Below are 22,016 nucleotides of genomic sequence, written 5' to 3'. Positions count from 1 at the left end.
CTTGGTGGCCGAACAGGATCCGCTCGGCGCCGTCACCGAATACCGCTACGACGAAGTCGGACGGCTGGTGGCGCTGATTCCACCGCAAGACGAACCGACGGCCTACGAGTACCGCAACGGTTTCCTGCATGCGCGGTATCGCGGTCAAGCGGTGTGGAAATACCAGCGCAATGCGCAGGGCGATGTCATCGAAGCGACCGCTCCTGACGGGAATATCACCCACTATCACTACGACGACAAAGGTCAGCTGCTGTCGATCCGCTACCCGGACACCAGTCGGCATGTGTTTGCCTGGAATGGTTTGGGGCAGTTGCTCGAGGAAACGCTGCCGGACGGTAGCCAGCGGCGCTTTTCCTACGATGCACTGGGCCGAAGGATTACCCGTCAGGACGAACACGGTGCGCTCACCCGCTACCAATGGGACGCCGTCGGCCGACTGGTTCAGGCGACGCTGCCGACCGGCGCCAGCCGCGGTTTCAGCTACAACGCCTACGGCAAGATCACCGCCGAGCGCGATGAACTGGGCCGCGTCACCCGCTACGAATACGCCGATGACCTGCACCGGGTCAGCCGCCGCATTAACCCCGACGGCACCCAGCTCCAATACCGCTACGACAATGCCCAGCTGCTGCTCACGGACATCGAAAACGAAGCCGGCGAACACTATCGGCTGGACTACACGCCCGGCGGATTGATCCGACAGGAAACCGGCTTCGATGGCCGCCGCACCGCCTACAGCTACGATTTCAATGGCAACCTGCTGGAGAAAACCGAGTTTGGCGATGACGGCTCACGGCTGATCACGGCTTATGAGCGGGACTCGGTCGGACGGTTGCTGGTCAAGACGCTGCCCGACGGTATCCAGGTTAAATACCGCTACGACAGCCTCGGCCGATTGGTCAGTGTCGACGACGGCCACGACCATCCGCTGGAATTCGAATACGACCAGCAAGATCGGCTGATCACCGAGCACCAGGGCTGGGGCACCTTGCGTTATCGCTACGACGCCTGCGGCCGACTTAACCACCTGCGCCTGCCGGACAACAGCAAACTCGATTATCACCACGCCAAGGGTGGCGCCCTGACGGGTATCGGCCTCAACGGCGCCCGACTCACCACCCACCAGTTTGCATTCGGCCGCGAGTTGCAACGCCAACAAGGTCAGCTCACCAGCGAATACTCATACGACGATCAGGGCCGATTGAAAGCGCATGCCGTCAGCCAACAGAAACAAGCGCTCTACCGTCGCGATTATGCCTACAGCGCCAACGGCAATCTCGACCACATCGCCGACACCCGCCATGGCCAGCGCAGCTACCAGTACGACGCGCTCAACCGCCTGACCCGCGTGCGCCACTCTCGCGACCAGCCACCGGAAAGCTTCGCCCACGACCCGGCCGGCAACCTGCTGGTGCAAGACCGGCCCGGCCCGGCCACCATCAAAGGCAACCGCCTGTTGATGCAGGGCGATTGCCACTTCGATTACGACGCTTTCGGCAATCTGATCCGCGAACGCCGCGGCACCGGGCAGAAACTCGTCACCGAGTACCGCTACGACGGCCAGCACCGGTTGATCGGTGTCACGTTGCCGGACAGTCGTCGTGTGAGTTATCGCTACGACGCTTTCGGCCGCCGCATCAGCAAAACCGTCGACGGCAAAACCACCGAGTTCTTCTGGCAGGGCGATCACCTCGTCGTCGAACACAGCCAGGATCACCATCGCAGCTATATCTACGAACCGGGCAGTTTCCGCCCACTGGCCATGCTCGACGGCCAAGGCCCGCGCCAGGCCTGCCCGTTCTACTACCAGCTCGACCACCTCGGCACGCCGCAAGAACTCACCGACTACAGCGGCGACATCATCTGGGCCGCCCGATACACCGCCTATGGCCGCCTCACCCGCCTCAATCGCGACACCCACCAGGTCCTCGATCAGCCGCTGCGCTTTCAAGGCCAGTATTTCGACGCCGAAACCGGCCTGCATTACAACCGGCACCGCTACTACAATCCAGACATTGGACGGTACCTGACGCCGGACCCGAGCAAGTTGGCGGGTGGGTTAAACGGGTATCAGTACACGCGCAATCCCACGGGTTGGGTTGATCCGTTGGGATTGAGTGATTGTCCTGGAGGGGATGGGTGTAAGAAGCCGTCGTTTGGGGATGAAGATCCGGCGGGTAAGGTGGGGGTTGATGAGGGGGAGGCAACAACTCCTTCACCTAAAAGAGAAGAGGATTACTTATACCGCGGGGATGAACGAGAGCCCAATGATGTATTTCAAAACGGTTTTAAAAGCAAAGGAAAAAGCAATGATCTATTGCTCCACTCTATAGATAGTGAACACCCACCCAGCAATTTTATCAGCACATCGCCATCACGAGACGTGGGCAAACTTTTCGCAACCGCCTATCACACAAAAGTAGGTTACCTCTATACTCTTAAAAAAATAGATGGATATGATTTACAGAAAGAGCTAGGAAAAGCCTATCTTTTCGGGTCAGAAAAAGAGATTGCCATAGCTAATCGAATAGATAATACCGACGTACTGGGTGCCACCCTAATTATTGACGATGGCAGAGAGTTCGGTTATTCAATACCAAATCCGTACAGGATAATAAACAAATGAGATCCAAGGTCGAAATAACCATCAGCATTGGTAATACAAGAGAAATCGCCAATCTTATATGCGACAACAAAGATATAACCATAACTTTCACAATGAAAAATGGCTTTAGAAAAACATATTCTGGCAGTGACTTTTATAGGTGCTTCGCACGTGTCAGAGAGGACAATCCCAACATACAATTCCTCTGCAAGGGATCAAAAATCAACGTACACCCTTCCAGCATGTCATCACAAATGTCTCTTGGGTTGAAAGCATATGAATTGACATTGGGTAAGGCGTCGTCGCTCACCGATGTAGTTTATATTTTTGATTATGATGATAACGACCTAACAAATGATCCAAGCGAACAGAGCTCTTTCTATAAGTGCTGGATTGAATCAGAAAAGCTCTAATCATCAAAAGCCCGGCTCATGTCCGGGCTTAAGGATTTCTAACCTCCAGTATCACTATCTGCCCTATCCGTTCGACTACTTTCAAAACCACCTGATTCTCCAGACCCACTTCCAGAACCACTCCCCATCGAACTGCCATCGCTCATCGACCCACTTCCCTTCCCCGGGCTGGTGCTACTCCCGCTGGCATCACCACCATTCCCACCACCAATGGTGTCCGGTGGCGGCACCTTCCCATCCGAGGCGCCCGCATTCATTTCCGAATAAGGCGGCATTCCGCCCTTGTCGACCGGCGCATCGCGGCCAGAAGACTGAGCAAACGCCGCCAATGAACTGATCGACAATAAGCCAACCACCGTCAGCGTCGTCAGTTTTGACCTGATCATGACGCACCTCCTTAAAGAGTGCTTTACCTGAAGTCTGGCCGCAGTCGCTTTTTAAAGGTGCCGCGCAATCGACAAGCGGTGATGGATCGCTGCGCAGGTTTCAACTCGGCTCTCCCGATAGATCGTCGCCGGCAATGTCTGGATCATCGGGATGGGCTTCCACATCACCGCGCTTCACATCATCGGTGGGCACTTGCTCCACGCCGGTGTCGTCATCGTCGGGCGGGCGCTGGTCGCGACTCAGGGAATCGGTGGGTGAAGGCAGCGGGTATTCAGGGGTATCGTCGTCGATATCGGAGTCTTTTGGATCAGCGTTCATAACGCACCTCTCAATTGGACCTGAAAAGCAGATCCTGACATTTCGAGGACAACGCGACAGGCGCGGTTCGATCAGAGGGACGATCGGTCGGTCTGGCCGTAAAGCACGATTACTCGTCATCTTCCTCGTCGTATTCGTCGTACTCGCAATTGCCCACATCGCCTGCGTCATCGGCATCGTTGAGCGGCACCGTGGCGTCGTCCATCAGCGACCCCGGATCTTCGTTGCCAGGATCATTGATCGGACCTTCATCTTCCATACTTTCAGTTTCCGGAGTCATGACCTGCCTCACAACGTTCAGGGGGTATTAGTTCGAGGCGTCCGGCGGGCAAACGTTCCAGAGTCCTGGTGACAGACGCGAAAAACCCGGCGCGGGGGCCGGGTTTCTTGTCACTCGATATCGAGTTAGTGATGCTTGTACTTATTTTTATGTTTGTGCTTGTGTTTTCCACCGCCAGAATGCGAACTGTCGTTGTCGTTACCCAGGTTGCTGCCCACCGCGCCACCGGCTGCACCGCCCACGCCAGCGCCAATGGTCGAACCGGTGGAGCCGCCCAGACTATTGCCGATGACCGAACCGCCCGCCGCGCCGATACCGCCGCCAACAGCCGCTTCTGTTCGACTGCCCTTGCGCGCACCGACCGCGCTGCCCGCCGCACCGCCGACGCCCGCGCCAACCGCTGCTCCGGTGCTGCCGCCTAGTTGACCGCCGACCACGTTACCCAACGCGCCGCCAAGACCACCGCCCACTGCAGCGGTGCCGTCGCTGGCAGCCATTGCACCCTGAGCAATCAAAAGTCCAAAAACCACCGTGGATAATGTCAAACGCATGATAGGAACCTCTAATTTCCGCATCGGGGGAAGATCGTGCCGCGGATAGGCATCAGTCTGGCTTCTGCGTCTGTTTAACAGCGAATCAGATACCGACTGTAAGAGCTTTGAGCCACATCCTGTAGAAACGTTCCAAAACGAAAAAGCCCGGCATTGAGCCGGGCGTCTTCAGCGGGATCATCTCAGGATCAGTGGCCTTTTTTGGACAGATTGCTGCCCACGCCACCGCCCAATGCACCGCCCAGACCGGCGCCGATGGTGGAGCCAGTCTTGCCACCCAAACTGTTGCCGATCAACGAACCGCCCGCCGCGCCAACACCGCCGCCGATGGCCGCTTTGGTGCGGCTGCCTTTGCGTGCTGCAACCGCACTACCAGCTGCACCCGCCACGCCGGCACCAATCGCTGCACCTGTGCTGCCGCCCATTTTCTGACCGACCACATTACCCAGCGCGCCACCCAGACCACCACCGAGCGCAGCAGTGCCATCACCGGCAGCCATCGCACCTTGAGCAAACAGAAGGCCCAGAACCAGAGCAGGCAGTGTCAAACGCATAACGAGAACCTCAAGAAAGGGGGAAACCGGAAGGCCGGAGATTGAATGCTTCAGAGGAGGCAAAGTCCGGACACAAACACGGAACAACCTCGTCATTGGCGACGGTTGGACAGCATTTATGGGAAAGGTTTTATGACAGGCAAAAAAAAGCCCGCTGGGGAGACGGGCCAGGGTACTGCTTTCTAACGGATGAGCTGAGACTACGTAGGAAGGTGTGAAAAGATTGTGAAAAAAATCGCAATGTTGCAGGACGTTTCCCCACATTATCGCCAAGCCGCTTTTCACCCTTCAAAAACAAGAAACCCCGCTCGATGGCGGGGCTCTGTACGGTCACTGTTTACTTCCTGGAAGACGCACGCAGCTTGGGCATGAATTTCGATTTAGGTCCCCGAGTTCGAGGCACCGTAGATTTGATTTTGTTGATTTTGATACGGTCTTCACCGAAGCTCGGCACATAGTCCGTCTGACCACACTGCACACAATTATTGATTGGAAACTCCGCCCCGTCGTCTTCGATATACGGCTCAGTCATATCTTCGCTCCTCTCAACGGGTCGATACCGGCAAGCCCTTTTTGCCTGAAAAATATCGACCACCCAGGATTTTGAGACTAGCTGGTCATTCCAAGACTTGTGATTCAGATTGTTGCATGATCGACGAATGGCCGGTGCAGCCTCCTACCTTAGCTTCACTGCTGTCCCGGTCACAAACACCACTACCATCCCACCTTTACCGGCCGGCATGCTGATCTCATAGTCGAGCCCTACCACCGCATCCGCCTGAAGCGCCCGCGCCCGCTCCTTGATCTCGTCGGTTGCCTGAATCCGCGCATCCTTCAATGCTCGTTCCAACGTTTGTGAACGCCCACCGAAAAAATCCCGCATGCCTGCGAACAGATCTCGGATCACGTTGACCCCCTGCACCGACTCAGCGCTGACGATGTCCAGATAAGCAGTGATTTGCCGGCCTTCGATGGTGTGGGTTGTGGTGGTGATCATGAAAATGTCCTTGTTCAGAGCTGCCGTCGATTGGGTGAAACGATGGGAAACGGCGCGAGAATTGAGTATAGAGATCGATTCCCGTCGAGCGGGTTGCCAGTTTAACAGGGGGGCTGAACGCACCTGAAATGGGGCTTAGGGGAGCTTGAAAAAGCGGCAGCCAGTGACAGCCATGATTGAATAATCCAGACACCAGAAACCACAAAACCCCTGACTTCTCTCGAAATCAGGGGTTTTGTGTACATCGAATTTGGCGGTGAAGGAGAGATTCGAAACTACCCGTGAGCGACTTTCGGAACCTTACCCTCAGGTTTTACAAGGGTTGCAGCCTGGCAGCATGCGCAGGATCTGTCCCAGCGTGGTCCCAGAGGTTAAACGCACCAGGTTGCAGAATACGGCCGCGACAGGCATTTTCGGTGTTTTATGTTGAGCCATGGGAAAAAGGTAATTTTGGTAATGTGTTATCAGAACGCAGATAAAATCCAATAAAATCAGATAGTTGATATGTTTTTATAGAGGTAATAATAAGGTAAGTAAACGGTTATAAAATTACTCTCAGTACCAGTAATGCCCATCTGCTATCAAACCCAGTAAAATAAGGGCTTGAACAAAATATTACCCTTCCGCTTACCTTAAATTACCCTCTGAGGTAATGGGTGAAAGCCAAGATCTATAAGGGTTCCAGCCCGTTCTGATCCCTCGCTTACTAAAATTACCCTTTTCCCATCCCACGTCTGAAAAATATCCAGGGGCCAACAGTTTTGGCGTTTTTTTACAGCGTCTGAAATTGTTCTGAATGTCAGCCAAGCCGTGGTGATGTCGTGCAATACCGCAAAACGCCGGAAAGCCTCGCGAAGCGGCCCTCACAGCTGTTTTGCTATTGGGTTGGGCGGTCAATAATTCGCACCTGGTGTGAACCGTTCCGAAAACGAAAACCTCGTCTGCAGCTGGTTTTCGCAACCGTCCCCCTGTAAACCGGGCCCCTCACTTCGCTGGTCAAATTGCGCCGGCCCCATTCCGCTGTGCAAAGCCGCTGCACTTTTTTGCAAATCCTTTCACTCCGTGCAATTGCAAAACAGCCCGCCCCCCCCGCAGTGGGCCTGGGCGGAACCATCATTTGCACCCCCGCTCGCCTTTGCACAAAAAAGGGACGTAAAGCCCGTCGGCGGGAGGGGGATAAGTGCGTTTTCAGCTGTTATTTCTTCCTGGGCAGTTTTTGCGAAATTGCACTCCACTTGAACACCCGCTTGCATTCGACTTGACCAGTCATTTGCATTCGTTCTAACCACCGATTGCATCGGATTTGACCAGCACGCTTGGTAACCATGATCGGCAGAGAACGGCGCAGCAGGGTTCTGAGATTAGTCAGCTCTGCTGCCCGATGGGTTTGCATCAAGCGCTCTGCCACAAGGTCGCTTATTCACCGATACGCTTCAGCCTACATCAACCCCACCGGTAACCTGTTCTCCTCCAAAAGACCCTCGTCTCATGCGTATATTTTTGATCTATTCACCACCGGGTAAATCTCTCCAAATTAGAAACTGGCGCACCTTCGGTGATACCTGCTTTACTAAAGGCTCAACGCCACCGCAGTGAGAGCGCAATGGAAGCAGAAAGAATTTACGAAGAATTGATAAGGCATATAGTCGAAGTTGACGACTTGGGATCTGCGGACATAAAAACTGCGCAAGAACTTAAGCAAAAATTCATACCAAAATCGATCTATAAATATCGCCTCGGAAGGTATGATGAATGCGGAAAATGCTGGGATATTGAAAACTTAAAAAACAATCAAATCAGGATGACGTTGCCCGAAGCATTTAACGATCCATATGACTCTTTCTTTAATATAGCAATCAAAGCCAATAATGAGATTGAAAAGCGATTGCTCGACGAGATGTTTTACAAGCCTGCAAAACGGTCAATGAGAATTTGCTGTTTCAGTGAGTCAATTGAATCAATGCTCATGTGGACACACTATGCAAATGAACACAAAGGGTTTGCGCTTGAATATGGACCTAATGAAAAGTCTTCAGTTGCGTTACAACTTTGGCCGGTTTTTTATCGTGAAAAATTGTTTGATATAAGTAATTTTTTAAAAAAAATTCACTCCAATCTCATTCCACTTTTACCCGCTTTACACAAAGCAATTGATTGGAAATACGAAAAAGAATGGCGTTTGATAGCGCCTGGTGGCGAGTGTGAAAGCATCTCTATGCCAAGCCCAAAAGCCATCTATATGGGGTCGAACGTCTGTCCAAGGATCGAGGAAGATTTGACTGAAATAGCTACCGAAAGAAGGATAAAGCTTTATCGAATGAGTCACGACCGTCACGAATTTAAAATGGACATGACATTGGTAACCCCAAAGGATGGCTTTTCGCAATAATGGGTATCTGATCACGGTGGTTTATTTTCGGTGGTCCGGCGGTCAGCGCTGATCTCGGCCGCAGCACCAACATTGCCCGTATCAAGGTGGGAATGCCGCTTGATCCGGATCCACTGCCGCAGCTGCTGGACGCAACACTGGCAGGGATGGCTCATACGGGTTTTGTTTTAAGCGGCATTGAATACATTGACGGTTGCGCTTACGCGCAATCTTGGTGGTGTCGACTGGAATAGCTGGTGTTAGAAAACGACTGTTCTGAGCCGACCGAAACAGGAGCAGAATCCAAGGACGCACTGATACACTTTCCAGGCCAACTTATACCAACCTAGGAACGAAAATGCTTTTAGCAAAAAGTTGCTTTTCAAAAGATCATGTGAACAAACGTAAAACCATACGCCTTGGAACACTAGACTACTATAAAAAAACAGTGCACGAACAAATCGTAGATAAAGAGGAAGGGGAGATTTCTTTTCACGTCAAATTCGACGAAAGAGTAACCGTTAGCACCCCCGCATTTAACACGTTGTTTTGGGGAATGATGCATCTTGGGGAGGACCACGGCGAAAACCCTCCTTACGAGGGATATATTACAACCCACGTTAAACATCTACAACTTCACACCTATACAAAATCCACCGCCACCATATTGAGCGCTGACGCCACGATCAAACAAACACACCACAACAACTTTATATTCTGCATGTCACGTGTAGAAAAAGCTGAAGATGCAAAGGGGATATTCCCAGAATACGATGACTATTGGTATCTAAATGAAGAAAATGCAGAAGAGTTCGGAGGAAAAGTTTCCGTAGCGCTTCACAAACATATAACTGATGCGCACGCAGCAGGGAACAACATACTGCCTAACGGTATCAACCCCTCAGATGTTGAAGTCTATTTTCAATGCAATGAGGTGTACTACCTCCCTAGAGAGGTCCATATCAATAATTCGAACGCATCGCAGCTTGAAGAACTAGTAAAACAAATGGCACACAAAGCCTTTACCAAACCAATCCCGTATGAGCCGGAAAAAGAATTCAGATTTGTCTACACGCTGGTGCACAACAAAACAATAATTTCGCCTACGACAGATAGCGCGATATTAGACATTTCTGAACTAATGCCACTGCTATTCTGGTGACAGATAAGTATAAGCCCGAACCCTTCGGGCTTATACTTATGTAGTAAACCGCAATTTACGCAGCCAACCCGTACACGTTAGCCATATACGCATTAACGTCTTCAAAACCACTTTGATGGTCCGTCGAAAACATATCCACATTGAACATGATCAACTCTGAAAATTGACCTTCCCAAAACAAAACACCACTGGCCGGGCCACCGATAACGAACGGGGACGTTGCCGTGTCCGCTGCAGCTGTCACGTCTGCAGCACGCACGCCATTTGATCGGGCTTTGAGCTTTGCGCCGTCCCAAACAATCCACACCGCGTTCCACTGGCCAAAGGCAATTGGAAACTCGATGGTGGCTGCGCCATAGAGGAAGTTCATCTTCGCCACCGCATTCGCCGGGGTGGACAGCGCGGCTCGTACTGTTGAGCTGGAAAAACGGCCCAGGCAAATTTGCGTAGCCGCCCCTGGCAAAGCGGGCTTGATCAACACCAGAAGCGAGAACGGCTTAGTGGTGTCGAGCACGCCAGTGGAAAGTGGATAACGTGTCGTAGCTGCCGGTGTAAAGGCCAGCGCGGAGTAACCACCCGGTACTGCGTTATCAACCAAGGCCGCCTGGTTGGCCGCGATCGGCTGCATGACCGCCATGGCACTTGGTCCACCTAAGGACAGAACTTTGCCACCGGCAAACGTGGCGTAATCCGCGTCCGCCTGGATCCACCCGGCGAAGCCAGATGCACCCTTAATAAGTTCTACCAGCATCGGCTCCTGACCGGCGGGTTCAATGGACCAAGGGAGTTCGATTCCTGCAGGCATGTTGTTTGTTCCTTACGCTACGAGACGTGAATGACGGGCCAGGTAATGGCGAATAAATTCAGGGACGTTGAAACCCTGTTCGTAATAGGCGCTGCGGGTGCGTGACACGGCGCATACATTGCCGCCCAGCTGATACCAGCCAGCGACACCGGAACCGGCGTCCATGCCATAGCGGACAGCCGCAAGGTTTCCGGTAGGTACAGTGGCCAATGTCAGGACGATAGTGTTCGCGCTGTAGGCGATATTGCTGATCGGGGTGTCACCGTTGCTGTCTCGGTATACAAACCCATCTTGTGCAACTTGAGGTGGCCAGTCGGTTTTCTTCAGCACCTCGAACGTCCCCGGGGGCAATGCCAGCGTGATGGTGACCACTGCTCCCACCCGAGTGACGCTTTGCATTTGCAACGGTGTCCAGGTTCTTGCGCGTTGGAGCTGCAACCGAAAATCGCTGTAAACGTCGCCCATCATCATTCGGCCTTCAGCGGTCAAATGCTGAACATCGCTCACGGGGTACGGATACAACGTGCCAACGAGCTCCGTGTCGGCGCGGTTGTTCGCGGCATCCAGCTGCGGATTGGCCACTCCGTTATCCGGCGCGACTCCCGCGATCTGCCAGAGGGCAATTTTCGGATCAAACAACTGACCGGTACGTGCCTTTATTGCTGGTTTAACCGCGTCGGCCCAAGTGGCGTAGTCCGCTGCCCAGTTCGCTCCGGCCTCACCCTGTACACGGGTGATGTAGTGGCACTCGGTCGTGCGTTGATACAGGGCGGCACACTGCACGGATTTCTCCGTGAACGTCATCAAGTTGGTCCAGTTGTTGGTCCCGGGCAGGAAACCGCTGGCGGGCGTGTCCCCCTGCCATGCCGTGTAACCGATCACGCCTGGCTGGGCGATGCCTTCGCGGCATTGCTGTCTGGCCCAGGCAAACGCTTGCATGGTGATCGGGTACTGACCCAAAGGCGTCGCCGGATCGTACAGGGGGACCAGATCGGTCAGCGTGGCGCCGTCGACCAGCCCGTTGCTTCCTTGCATCTGAAAACGGCCGTTCAAGGAGAGAACGCTATGGGGCCATTGCGCGCTGGTGAGCTTTGCACCCGCTGCAGCGCCAGTGCCCGCGCCTCCCTGGTTCGATTGACCAGCCCCGGGCATCAGCTCGATGGGAACTGCACGACTGACGACCAACGTGTCATGAATGCCATTACGACGTTGCAGCGCATCGTAGATCTGCCCGCCTTTGTCCTGGACTGCAGCAATATTGTGGGTATCGGTCTTGCGTATGTTGCTGACAGCGTAGGCGCCGCGGATATCCGAAGTCGGGTAGACCTGACTGGCTTCCAGGTGCTGTATGAGCTTGGGCGACGGAATGAAAGACAAACGTCCCTGAGGATCTGCCGACAGCACCTGGTGCGGCGTACCGGCCGGATCGCGTGCATAAAAGAGCGTAAGCCCCGAAAAACCGGTGTGCCTGGCCGACTCTGATTTCGTCAACGTCAGGCCATTCATTTCGTGAACGCCATCTGGGCGAATCGCATGCACTTTTTTGCCGTGGATCATATGGACCCACGGCGCCCGAAACGCATTCCGATGGAAGCGTTTCGATGCCAACGGGTAAGTCGAGCGAGCAATGGCCTGCAGGCTACTTGTGCTGGGGTATCCGCTTTGCTCAACGGCTTCACCGGCGACATTTTTGTACACGATCAAAAACTGGCTGCCCGCTGCAGAAGCGACCGTGAAGGTTTGGCCACTGACCGTCGTCGCTAATCCGTGTGCGATGTCATTTTTGACGCCGGCCACCAGTTGGGTGGCGTCCCGGGCCACTTCGGCACGATTGGCGGCGGACTCAGCCGCTTGGAGTGATTCGGACACATCATTGAACTGCACGCGGATACGGTAATCCCGGGCGTCCTTGATTACCCGCAAGTCGTACAAACCATTGGGCGCCGCAAATTGCACCAGGTTCTCTTCGGCTATGAACGGGTTAGAAAGGATCTCACCGTTGGCCTTGAGCAATCCGTTGGCTTTGCTTTCGGTACCGCGCAAATACAGGTAGCAAGTCGCCCCAACGAGAGCATTTCCTTGATCGTCCTGGGGAAAGAAATTCTTGAGTTCCAAATTAAGCTCCGGTGATGGGCTTAAGCTGCCCAGCAAACGTTAGGCCGGTACCGGCGTTGGTGATGAAGTTCGCGGCGTTGCTGGGGGCGGGGCTGGATCCGTGCATATGGGTCGCGATCTCGGTATTCATCTGCGTGACCAGGTCAATCAAATCGCACAGCACCTGCAGCACGTTCACGTCTGCTGATCCCAACCAGGTCTTGGGCGCGATACTGCGACGGGCGCCTTCGATCCGCTCGAGCAGATCGCCCCCCACGGTGAGGTTGAGTTTCTGGGCCACGACCTGGTTGAGGTCCCGCCCGCTGGCCAGGTGCAGGTCATCTAGTGCGGCAAGGCTGGCGGATCCGCCCGACAACAACTTGAGCGCGCCAATCGCCTCGATCGTCTTGATGCCTCCGACCGACTCGGTCGAATGGTCGTCCACTTCCACCTTGCTGCTCTGGTGGCGCTCGGCGTTGGTCAGGCTCTCAACCTCCCGCTCGATCGACTTGTCCAGAATCCGGCCGTCGGTCTGGCGCAGCCAGTTGCCGTCCACATCGGCGCGTTGCTGGGCCGCTTCGCTGTGCTGCCACACCTGGTCACCTTTCGGCACCTTCGGCAGGCTTAGGCCATGCGGCAGAATCGCCTGGATAAAAGGCTTGTTCGGAAGACCGTAGGCGAAGGACACGACCACCCGGGTTCCTTCTTCGGGGAAGGCGAAGAAGCCCATTTCGTCGCCACCCATGGGCATGGGCAGCGGCACGCCGGCGAGCACCGGAAGCTCCGGATCCGGCTCGTCATCCTCATCCAACAGTTCCAGGTCCACCGCGAAGCGCGGACGGAAGTCGTCGCAGATCCCGGCGCCGGCCGGGGCATCGGCCACCCCCACCACACGAGCAAAGCGCGGCAGGTGATAACCACCGGTGAGTTCGGGAAATTGCCGCTCTACGCTGCGGCGGATTGCGTCTTCCATCGGATCGCCATTTGGTTGCCGGTGAGCGTCACATGAGTGATGCGCTCGCCTTGGTTGATGGATGCACCCGGTCGCAACCCGGGAAGGGCTGCAATCATCGCGCTCTGATTGTTTTGGTAGTCGTTGAACAGCTCGACCGGCAGCTGCAGCGGCGATCGGGTACCGAAGAAGCTGTCGGCCCAACTGCCCACAAACACTTCGCCGTCGCCTTGCTGCTGCCACATGAAGTCGGGAATCCCGAACACCCGGGCCAAGCTGTCCATCGCCTGGTAGCCGGCGGCCAGGTTGTAGAAGAACGGGGCTTTTAGCTTGGCGTAGGCCTTGTCAGGTACGCGAAAGCTCAGCCCGGTTTTCTGGTTGATCTCGGCCAGCACCGTACTCAGATCCGCATGGCGCAGATTGAGCGGCAATGGGTTGGTCAGGATCGCGGCCAGCTCGCGACAGAACAGCACCTGCTCGATCGCGTTGGACGACGTGCAGCGCTCGACGTAGCCGATGAAGTGGCGCTGCAGTGGGCTGTCGTTGTAGCCGATATCAAGGGTGACTAACCCCTTCACCGGTGCCGCTGCCTGGATGGTCAGCGTTGCTCGGCCTGGGGTTCGCAGTTCAAGGCGAACGTCATCGCTGACCAAGGGATACACCACATTGCCAATGGTCAGCACCTTGTGCAGTTTCATGCTCATGAGCCACCGCCCAGGTAGTTATCCAGTTTTTTCAGGGTGGCTTCGAAGCCGGTCAGTTCCTCACCTGGTGCGCCGGTTTCGCTTGCACCTGGTGCAGTCACGGACTGCCCCGACGCACCTTGCTGGGTTACGCCCTTACCGGCCCGGCGCGTCTCGACCCGCTCAGGGTTAGAGAGTTTTTCCGACAGCGTGAATTGAACAAGCCAGGCCCGAAGAGAATCGTCTTCCCGGGCGCTGACGCCGTCGGAAAACTGCACCTGGCGCACGCCAAACGCGGACGCGGTGTCGTTTACGACCCGGTAGGTTTTGAGTTGGCCACCGGTGCCGGTCGCTTCTGCCAAGCGCATCAGGTTGCGTAAATACGTGTTATCGACGAATGGGATCTGCAAGGTGACCGCCAGCGTCTTGGGCTTGAACCCTTTGTGGGCCGAATCGGTGTTGCTGGTCTGTCCGGACAGGTCGTCGCTTTCGATTCGCAGGTTGGCGGCGACCTTGAGGTTTTTGCCGCGCACCTGTTCGCCATCGAGCAATAAAGTCATAGGCCCACCAGTTCCCGAACAAAGCCTAAGCCTTTCAGGGATCCGACCAGGAGCAATCCGGCGGACAACCCCCACTCGTGACCTGGTGCTTCGCCCTGCAGCAGCTGGCGACGCAACTCGGCGGCATTACCCGGGCCGATCAGGCGCGCGCGCATGGTGTCGTCTGCAGTACCGCCGGCGAATTGCGACTTGAGGTCGGCCAATTTCTTGGCCTGTGTTTGTGCCTGGTCGGCTTTGCGAGCAGCCAGCCGGCCAAGATCGGCCATCGGCGAACTGTCCGCGTAGCTCTCCAATGCCGATAGCTGACCGTTCAGGGCTTGCGTAGTGGCCTTGGTCACGGTGCAACGCTCCAAAGGCAGTGCCCCCCAGCGCGGCAGTGTGCCGGCAGTCGGCAGTTCCCACTTTTCAGTGTCCAGTGCGAACAGGTTTTTCGCCCGGCGTTCGGCGCGCTGCAGGTCTGGCATTGGCAGCACGGCATTAAATCGGGCCAAGGTCACCGCGAATTTGTCGTAGCGCGTACCCAGAAACATCACTGCCAGGGCGTACTGCGGGCCGGCCGGACGTCCGTCGTCGCCGGTGTCCTCCAGCTTCTCGCCCATCTGCTGCAGCAGGTTGGGCGCGGACAGGTAACGCTGGTATCCGCGCCCCTGCCCCACACCACTTTGAAATGGCGTCACCACCAGGCAGGTCGGTACCTCGCCCAAGGCATCGGTGAGCCCGGCGCGGCCAGCGACCACGGCGGCTTCTGCTGCGGCACCGACCGGGCCGGGCGAGGTGGTGGCTAGGTCGGCCAGACCTTCCAGGCGTTGCCCTGTGCTGGTGAGCTCGCTGCTCGCGAGATCCTTGGCCGCCTCGAGGTCGCTGAGCCATTGCGTTGATTGCTCCGGCCAACGCATGGTGATGGGTGCCCAAGTCATACCGGCGCAGACTCCCAAGTCACTGCGTTAAGGGCGTCCAGGTCCGAAGTCGATCGCGCCAGTGCCAAGGCTTGCTTGAGGTCGTTGGCCTTGCGAAGCCGCTGCATTTTGAATTCGGTGAACTCGTCGCCGATCTGGCGCAGCTGCTCGGCGGTGTGATCGAGGAAGGCTTTCACCCCAGCTTGATCTTGGCAGGCATAGCCGCCGCCAAGGCCACGCAAAATCATGCCGGTCAGGTTCAGTTGATCCTGCAGCTGGGTTTCGTAGAAAAAGCGATCGCCCAACACCGCCGACCAAAACCCGCCGGTGATCTCCTGCAGACAAGCCGTATTGACCGCCGATAACTGGGCGACATAGCGCAGCTCGATCACGGCCGGGATGTCGTCGATCCAATGGCCATTGCCCCAGATCTGGCCCGGGCCTGGCACTTCCAGCGTGTACCCGGTCGGCAGCGAACCCGCACGCTCGATCACCAGGGGCTCGCGGGTCTGGATGTTGTAGACCGTCAGCCCTTGGTAGGAGTCAACCAGCTGCCAGCGTCGGCCATCCCAAAACGCGGCCTTTCTATCCGGTACCGCTGGCGGCGCGACTTCAACGCAACCGCCTGGGATCAACCAGACATCCGGTTCCAGCGGCGAGCGATCAGCCACGGTTTTGCCGGTGAAGATTCCCAGGTGATCGGTTTGGTAGACGACTTTGGTATCCATGACGGGTCTCAGTACTTAATGCAGGCAAGGAAAGCGATGTTTTGGGGGCGTGTTTCTGCCCCGCCGGTGTAGCCAACGGTGATGACGTGGTTGTGATCCCCTGCAGCGTTGACCGTAATGTTGTGGGCGTGTGCCCCAGCCGTGGAAGTTACATCCGCGTAACCGCCGAGAGCGCCGCCGGGGTTGGCTGGCTTTTGGGTATCCTCTTCACCGCGCCCGCGATCAATGGTGTGGTTGTGAGCGCCTTGAGTATCCGAAGAGGCGGTGTGCGCGTGGCCACCGGCATTGGCTGCACTGCCACTGTGGTTGTGGCTGCGAATTTCGTCGGCCTGAGAGCTACCCAGCACCCGACCGACATCGATCCCACGACCATCATCGAGGACACGAATGAACTTGCCGCGTGGGTCAGGCAGGTTGAAGGTGGAGACGCCGTCGCCGGCGCCGTAAGTGGTGCCGATCTTGGCGAACAACGCGGCATAGACCGTACGCGACACCGCCGCACCGTTGGCCCTGAACCAACCAGGCGGTGGCGTGGCCATCGCAAACGTGCCGATTCGGCCGACCTCGGAGTCCGCAATGATCTTGCGCAGCACATTGAGCGCCTTGGTGGTCGCCAGGATCTCGCTACTGTCGGTGACTGGGTCGTCGCTTTTGGCGTTGGGCAGCTCGCCCAGCTCGACGTCTTCTTTGGTGGTAGCGCGGGCTCGCAGGTTTTCGTAGTCGCCATGGCGCAACGCAAATTGCTTCACCAGGGCGCCGGTGATCGGCTCGCTTTGGCGTAGATCAGTGATGGTTTCCGATGCGTCTACGCTGGCCAGCTCCACCAAGTAATGGGCTGTGCCGTTGCTGTCGACGTAGTCCGTCTTCACGGCCCCGAATACCACCTTCCAGACGGCGACCGCGTCACTGCCTTCGCGGGCCAGTGCGACGTCCAGCCAGGCTTTGGCCGGTAGAGCCGGCAACTGCACCTGGACAGGCTCGGCCAATTCGACGCGGATCCCTTCCACGTAGGCAATCCCCGCCTTGATCTGGTACAGCCCGAAACTGCGTTCCATCTGCAGGCTGTCGGCCAAATAGCAAACACGACCAAACACGTCGCGATTGCTCATGCGCTCGCGCAGATCGATGCCGTTCAGGCGCATCGTGAAGTCGTGCTGCCAGGTGCTGGCGTCGACCGTGATGCCCGTCAGCGCCTGGGCACCGTTGAACTCCACCAGAAAGTTGCGGGTGACGTTGTTGCCGATCTGCAGCGGCGGAATGTTCTTGCGCTTCTGCTGGACTGGAACGGTTGCGACCGCCAGCAACACGCCCTCGGCGGCTTCCAGGCCGATCCAGTTAAAGTCCCAGTCACCGACGTCAGAGCCCACCATCAGGCTGTAGATCACTTGATTGGGGCTGACGTAGCCTTTGCGGTCGTAGGCCTTGGTGAAGACGATCTGGTTCGCCGGTGGTTTCCCGGCCGATCGATCTACAGGGGCATTGGGGTCAAGGCCAGGAACAAGGGCAAGAATGAAGCGAGCAATATCAAGCTTCTCCCCAGCGCCTTGCTTTTGGGCAATGAGACTTTCGCCGGCAAGGGTAATGCTAGCTCCCATGGGGGCTCCTAAAATGAATCGTTCAGAAAGGTGAGAATTGCGAGCTCGTTGATCACGATCAGGCGGCTTGCGCTGTCATCCAACGTGGCAATCAGGGTCTGTTGGTCATCGTTGAAGTCGGCCACGCCAATGTTCAGTTTCACGGGGGTGATCGTGACGAAGTCGTAACGCCGGCAAGTGCGGCCGTATTGCTGCATCAGGACACGCAGCAGCACTGGGTTTTCGCTCAGCTGCGTGTCGGACAGGTGCAGCAGGACCACGTCCCAATCGAGACCGGGCAGGCGCTCCTGGATCTCCACATAACCCACGCCCAGGCGCTCGAAAATACGGACCATGCCGGCGGTGCTGCCCGCGTCCACGGCGTTGATAAACGCGTACTTGACCCGCAGGCGGTACAGCTTTTCGGGCTCGCCGTGGAAGCGCTGAATGTCGCGCTGCCAGGCCAACAGATCGAGCACACTCAGGTGGCAGGTCTCGGCGTCCATTTGCAGCAACGGCCAGTGCAGCCAGTTTTCGACTTTGCTCCACCAGGCTTGCGCCGCCGCTTTGAGCTTGGCCAGCTCCGGCCCGTCTAGCCAAAAAGGTAGGCTCAACTTAAGCATTCAGTCCCACCTCAACCCCGGACAGGCGCGGGATAGTCAGCTCGGAAATGATGTCCGTGTTGTCGAACTTCAGGGAGTCGATGCCAGGGAATTGCTGGTGCAATTCCTCACCCAAGCGGCTGAAGGAAAAACGCGATTGGGGGTGAGTCAGCGTCGGTTGATAGTCGCTGGCCGTGCTCTCGCGAAACGCGGCACGGATGTACAGCTCGATGTCAGCCTTCAACGCAGGCCAGCGCTCGGTACCGACTTCGGCTTTGGGCCACACCGTCAAACTGACGGCGTGCAGCGTGGCGGGCATCTCCAACACCAACAGGTCATCGCCGTGGCCATGGTTGCCCTGGTCGCGGATGTAGGTGTTGATCTCGGCCAGAAAGGTGTCCGCCGGCGAGTCGGCTTCGAACAGCACGAAGGCATTGGCACTGCCCGGGCCCCGGGGTGCGTTGTGTTCAAAGTAAACGCCATCGGGCTGCACGCCCGGGAACGCGGCAATCATGGCGCGGTACACCGCATCGGTGTGCCACTGGTTGACCGCTGAGAACTGGTTACGCACGCGCAGGCGCAACTCGTCGTCGGGCTCGGTGTCGGCGCCGGGCTGGCTCAGCCAGCCGTCAGCATTCACCACCTGGACAACCCCGGGCACGGGCTCCGGGAGAATCGAAAAATAACCTGGTGCGAGATTGAAGCCGCTGCCTGCCTGTTTCGCCCGGGCCAATACTCGGATCTGGGATTCGCCATCGGCAAAGCTGGCCGCTGCGACCGTCACCAGTTCGTACACGTTGCCGTTGATTGCGATCGACTGCACACGGGTACCGGCTGGAATTTCCAGCAAGCCGGCCAGCGCGCTGCGGGTGAACAGCAACATCCCCTCGGCCTTGGTCGCCGGCTTGCGGGTGACGTTGACCGCCCAAGCCAACATGTCCAGCCACGCCTTCTCGGCCGTTTTCACGAAGAAGTTCGGCAACACGGTGCCGGCGATGAAGTCGATCAGCCACATGACCGGCTTGGTGACCAGGGCGGTGATCAACCGCCAGAACGGCGACCAGGCACTGGTGTTGCTCAACTTGCTGCCCTGGGCGACGACTTCAAGTTCCCAGGCGGCGCGCAGTTTGGCCTCGGTGGTCGGAATGCCGGCGTCGCTCAACGCCTGTTTGAAATCTACGTCACTCACAGCACTACCTCGACAGATCCGAATTCAACGGTTTTGGCCGTGACCAGGTACTGGCCCTTCCCTTCCTCCAGGATGCGGACGGTGCCCGGTACCAGGCGCACGTCCGCCTCCACCAGCAGTTCCAGCTGCTGGATGCAGTCGGCTTGACGGAAGCGGTCGCGCTCGGCGACCAGCGTCACCAGGAGCCCGCTTTCGCGGATCATGTGACCGATGTCCTGGGCGATGCTGGCCCGATCGTCCACCAGCAACGGCTGGTTCGAGGGGTCCAGGGTCAGGTCGTTGTTGGTGATCAGCAGATCGATGTAGAGGCTCATCCACCGACTCCCATCGCCACCATGTTTTCCAGCTCCAACGGGGTCATTGGCTTGGCGGTATGGATGTTCACGTTCTCGACGTGCGTACCCTTGTTCTGGCTGCTGGAGTTCTGAATGCTGGTCAGCAGGCCGCCCGGGGGCACCGCCGTTGCCCGCGACGGGGAAAGGCTCGGGATTGCGGCGTTAATGGTTTGCTGGGTCTTCTGTCCACTGCTGGCGGTGTTGGCCGCGTTCACCGCCGCGTCGACACCCGGCACTTCTGGCATGCCGCCAAACCGCGCTTCGATGTTTACGCCCGGGATGCTGTTGATCATTTCGATCAGGCTGTTGATCGCCTTGTAAAAGACGCTGACGATGCTGTCCCAGGCGCCTTTGGCCATGGCTGACCAGCCGCCCATGGAGTTGAACCAGTCGGACAGGGTCTTGAACTGATCACTGACCCACTTGAAGGCGTCACTGTTGAGCAGTGCCGTGGTCCATTCGTCCCAGTAATAGACGGCAGCGACCACCGCCGCGACTAAGGCCACGATCCCGACAATGATCAAAAGAACCGGGTTGGCCAGCAGTGCCCCGTTCACGAGCCAGATAGCGGCTTGCCAAGCGAGCATCCCGACTTTGACCAGGCCCATCCAGCTGTACAACAAGACCAGGCCGGCAACGAAGGCGATGGTCATGACGGAGTGAAACAGGAACATCGCGATACTGCGGTAGCCCGTCCAGGTCAGGAGCTTCCAGACTGTCAGCATCCCCAGCCACACCATTTTTGACATCCCAACAGCCAGGGTCAGCAAAGACATGCTGGCGATGATGCCGAAGATGGTCAGCGTGGTGATGCCGATCACGCGGGTGATGTTGGGAAAGAGAGTGACCCAGCGCATCAGCGCCTTGCCGATCGCCACCATCTTTTCCATAAACGGGGCCAAGACTGGAATCAGGACCTGACCAAACAAGGCGCGCATGCTTTCCACCAGGGACGCCCATTGCGCCCACGGATCCACCATGGCCTTCGCCATCTGCTCGGCATTCTCCAGACTCCGGACTTTGCCCAACTGGTCCATGCCAATACGCAGGCGATCGGTGTCCTTGGCCAATGCCGTGATCACGCGAGCGCCCTCGCCGCCGAAGGCCTCAATCAGTTTGGCACCGGCCGACGCACTGTTCAGATCACCAAACTTGCCCTCCAACTTGCCGAGGATGTCGAGCATCGGCAGCAACTTGCCGTTCTGGTCGACAAACTTCATCCCCAGCTTTTCCGAGGCGCTACCGATGTTCTCGAAGAATGATTTGTAGATCCCGCCGGCGTCCCCGCCTTCCATGGTGCTGCTGAGCGAGCCGATCACTGCGAACTGCTCGGCCAGGTCCACCCCCGCAGTGGTGGCGATCGAACCGACTTCCTTGAAGGCGTCCTTCAACTGGGCACCGTCGGTGCGGAACAGCTTCACTGCCAGCGCGGTTTGCCCGCCCAGTCGCTCAACCCATTCGGTTTTGCCGAAGGCGTCAGCCTGGCCCTTGAACAGGTTGTACATGGTGCCCACGTAGGCGCTGGTGGTTTCCGCATCGGCCTTGGTCGCTTTGGCCAGGACGTTGCTGGTATTGGTGATCGAGGTCAGCTGGCTGGCGGTCAACCCTTTGATGGCACCGTCGATCGTCGCCGCTGACGCCACAAAATCCCGGGCATTGGCGGCGTAGTCGACGGAAAATTCCAACGCCTTTTGATTGAGGGCGGTCAGGGCATCTTCCGCCACGCCCAGTGACTTGACCTCGCCCAGGGCGCGGTTCATCTCCAGGGCAGGCGCCAAAGACTGGGTGATTGCCACACTGGCGCCGACCATACCGCCCAACCCCAGGCCCATCGTCTTGATGTTCTTTTCGCTCTGCTCGGCAAGGTCGGAAAATCCCATCTTCACCTTGCCCAGGGGCGCGGTGACCTTGTCGGTCAGACTCAAGATGAAGGCCAGGCGGGCAGCGCGGTCAGCCATGTGTA

General features: G+C 57.1%; 23 protein-coding genes and 1 pseudogene. 5 read left to right on the top strand and 19 right to left on the bottom strand.

The features are described 5' to 3' along the window. A partial coding sequence (locus BZL43_RS19695) for an RHS repeat-associated core domain-containing protein (RefSeq protein WP_177409344.1) occupies nt 1-2,626 on the top strand: 2,626 nt, incomplete at its 5' end. Next, complete coding sequence (locus BZL43_RS28625) at nt 2,623-3,018, top strand: hypothetical protein (protein ID WP_095633837.1); 396 nt, start codon at nt 2,623-2,625, stop codon at nt 3,016-3,018. The genes BZL43_RS19695 and BZL43_RS28625, both read left to right, overlap by 4 nt. A 38-nt stretch (nt 3,019-3,056) precedes the next feature. Here BZL43_RS28625 and BZL43_RS19685 read toward each other — a convergent pair whose 3' ends face one another. The 7 genes from BZL43_RS19685 to BZL43_RS19660 form a co-directional block, all read right to left on the bottom strand. Further along, nucleotides 3,057-3,404, bottom strand: coding sequence for a hypothetical protein (locus tag BZL43_RS19685; RefSeq protein WP_095633836.1), 348 nt, complete (start codon nt 3,402-3,404; stop codon nt 3,057-3,059). Between the two features lie 100 nt (nt 3,405-3,504). Continuing rightward, on the bottom strand, nt 3,505-3,723 hold the full coding sequence (locus BZL43_RS19680; protein ID WP_095633835.1) for a hypothetical protein: 219 nt from the start codon (nt 3,721-3,723) through the stop codon (nt 3,505-3,507). 109 nt (nt 3,724-3,832) lie between these two features. Beyond that, nucleotides 3,833-4,003: a hypothetical protein gene (locus BZL43_RS28320; protein WP_168185114.1), complete on the bottom strand. Its 171-nt coding sequence runs from the start codon at nt 4,001-4,003 to the stop codon at nt 3,833-3,835. Between the two features lie 125 nt (nt 4,004-4,128). Next, nucleotides 4,129-4,554: a glycine zipper domain-containing protein gene (locus tag BZL43_RS19675; protein ID WP_095633834.1), complete on the bottom strand. Its 426-nt coding sequence runs from the start codon at nt 4,552-4,554 to the stop codon at nt 4,129-4,131. A gap of 188 nt (nt 4,555-4,742) precedes the next feature. After that, a complete protein-coding gene (locus tag BZL43_RS19670) occupies nt 4,743-5,108 on the bottom strand; it encodes a glycine zipper domain-containing protein (RefSeq protein ID WP_095633833.1) in 366 nt (121 codons plus the stop codon). 337 nt (nt 5,109-5,445) lie between these two features. After that, complete coding sequence (locus BZL43_RS28620; RefSeq protein WP_095633832.1) at nt 5,446-5,640, bottom strand: hypothetical protein; 195 nt, start codon at nt 5,638-5,640, stop codon at nt 5,446-5,448. A gap of 144 nt (nt 5,641-5,784) precedes the next feature. Next, entirely contained in the window at nt 5,785-6,105 is a 321-nt protein-coding gene (locus tag BZL43_RS19660; RefSeq protein ID WP_007902143.1) for a YbjQ family protein, read from the bottom strand. Between the two features lie 1,603 nt (nt 6,106-7,708). On the opposite strand from BZL43_RS19660, the gene BZL43_RS19655 reads away from it, so the two are divergent. The 3 genes and pseudogenes from BZL43_RS19655 to BZL43_RS19645 all read left to right on the top strand — a co-directional run bounded on the left by BZL43_RS19655 (nt 7,709) and on the right by BZL43_RS19645 (nt 9,635). Further along, nucleotides 7,709-8,494: a DUF2971 domain-containing protein gene (locus tag BZL43_RS19655; RefSeq protein ID WP_095633831.1), complete on the top strand. Its 786-nt coding sequence runs from the start codon at nt 7,709-7,711 to the stop codon at nt 8,492-8,494. A 53-nt stretch (nt 8,495-8,547) separates the two neighbouring features. Further along, nucleotides 8,548-8,727 (top strand): annotated as a pseudogene (locus BZL43_RS28615) (hypothetical protein); the annotation flags it as partial. A 104-nt stretch (nt 8,728-8,831) separates the two neighbouring features. Further along, complete coding sequence (locus BZL43_RS19645) at nt 8,832-9,635, top strand: hypothetical protein (RefSeq protein ID WP_095633830.1); 804 nt, start codon at nt 8,832-8,834, stop codon at nt 9,633-9,635. A gap of 55 nt (nt 9,636-9,690) precedes the next feature. On the opposite strand, the gene BZL43_RS19640 is transcribed toward BZL43_RS19645, so the two are convergent. Genes BZL43_RS19640 through BZL43_RS19585 form a run of 12 tightly spaced genes read right to left on the bottom strand, consistent with a single transcriptional unit; the run spans nt 9,691 to nt 22,011 of the window. After that, entirely contained in the window at nt 9,691-10,440 is a 750-nt protein-coding gene (locus tag BZL43_RS19640; protein ID WP_095633829.1) for a LamG-like jellyroll fold domain-containing protein, read from the bottom strand. Nucleotides 10,441-10,452: 12 nt separating this feature from the next. Then, nucleotides 10,453-12,555 (bottom strand): hypothetical protein, encoded by a 2,103-nt coding sequence (locus BZL43_RS19635; protein WP_095633828.1) that lies wholly within the window; start codon nt 12,553-12,555, stop codon nt 10,453-10,455. A 1-nt stretch (nt 12,556) separates the two neighbouring features. Beyond that, complete coding sequence (locus tag BZL43_RS19630) at nt 12,557-13,507, bottom strand: hypothetical protein (RefSeq protein ID WP_095633827.1); 951 nt, start codon at nt 13,505-13,507, stop codon at nt 12,557-12,559. Then, the gene (locus BZL43_RS19625) at nt 13,480-14,190 is read right to left on the bottom strand and encodes a hypothetical protein (protein WP_095633826.1); all 711 of its coding nucleotides are present in this window, start codon (nt 14,188-14,190) and stop codon (nt 13,480-13,482) included. Before BZL43_RS19625 ends, BZL43_RS19630 begins: the two co-directional genes overlap by 28 nt. Beyond that, nucleotides 14,187-14,729: a DNA-binding protein gene (locus BZL43_RS19620; RefSeq protein WP_095633825.1), complete on the bottom strand. Its 543-nt coding sequence runs from the start codon at nt 14,727-14,729 to the stop codon at nt 14,187-14,189. Before BZL43_RS19620 ends, BZL43_RS19625 begins: the two co-directional genes overlap by 4 nt. Continuing rightward, nucleotides 14,726-15,646: a hypothetical protein gene (locus tag BZL43_RS19615; protein ID WP_095633824.1), complete on the bottom strand. Its 921-nt coding sequence runs from the start codon at nt 15,644-15,646 to the stop codon at nt 14,726-14,728. The genes BZL43_RS19620 and BZL43_RS19615 overlap by 4 nt, the downstream gene beginning before the upstream one ends. Next, nucleotides 15,643-16,353, bottom strand: coding sequence for a phage tail protein (locus BZL43_RS19610; RefSeq protein WP_095633823.1), 711 nt, complete (start codon nt 16,351-16,353; stop codon nt 15,643-15,645). The genes BZL43_RS19615 and BZL43_RS19610 overlap by 4 nt, the downstream gene beginning before the upstream one ends. Nucleotides 16,354-16,361: 8 nt before the next feature. Then, nucleotides 16,362-17,948 carry a phage tail protein gene (locus BZL43_RS19605; protein ID WP_095633822.1) on the bottom strand — a complete coding sequence of 529 codons (1,587 nt, stop codon included), beginning with the start codon at nt 17,946-17,948 and terminating at the stop codon, nt 16,362-16,364. An 8-nt stretch (nt 17,949-17,956) separates the two neighbouring features. After that, entirely contained in the window at nt 17,957-18,550 is a 594-nt protein-coding gene (locus BZL43_RS19600) for a phage tail protein (RefSeq protein ID WP_095633821.1), read from the bottom strand. Continuing rightward, nucleotides 18,543-19,718 (bottom strand): baseplate J/gp47 family protein, encoded by a 1,176-nt coding sequence (locus BZL43_RS19595; protein ID WP_095633820.1) that lies wholly within the window; start codon nt 19,716-19,718, stop codon nt 18,543-18,545. The genes BZL43_RS19600 and BZL43_RS19595 overlap by 8 nt, the downstream gene beginning before the upstream one ends. Then, entirely contained in the window at nt 19,715-20,032 is a 318-nt protein-coding gene (locus BZL43_RS19590) for a DUF2590 family protein (RefSeq protein WP_059406720.1), read from the bottom strand. The genes BZL43_RS19595 and BZL43_RS19590 overlap by 4 nt, the downstream gene beginning before the upstream one ends. Next, complete coding sequence (locus BZL43_RS19585; RefSeq protein ID WP_095633819.1) at nt 20,029-22,011, bottom strand: phage tail tape measure protein; 1,983 nt, start codon at nt 22,009-22,011, stop codon at nt 20,029-20,031. The genes BZL43_RS19590 and BZL43_RS19585 overlap by 4 nt, the downstream gene beginning before the upstream one ends. Between the last annotated feature and the right edge of the window lie 5 nt (nt 22,012-22,016).

Origin of the sequence: Pseudomonas sp. PICF141 (genome assembly GCF_002286815.1) — a bacterium.
Lineage (GTDB): Bacteria > Pseudomonadota > Gammaproteobacteria > Pseudomonadales > Pseudomonadaceae > Aquipseudomonas.
Note: the sequence above shows the minus strand (reverse complement) of the source record. Positions and strands in the feature narration are given on the sequence as shown.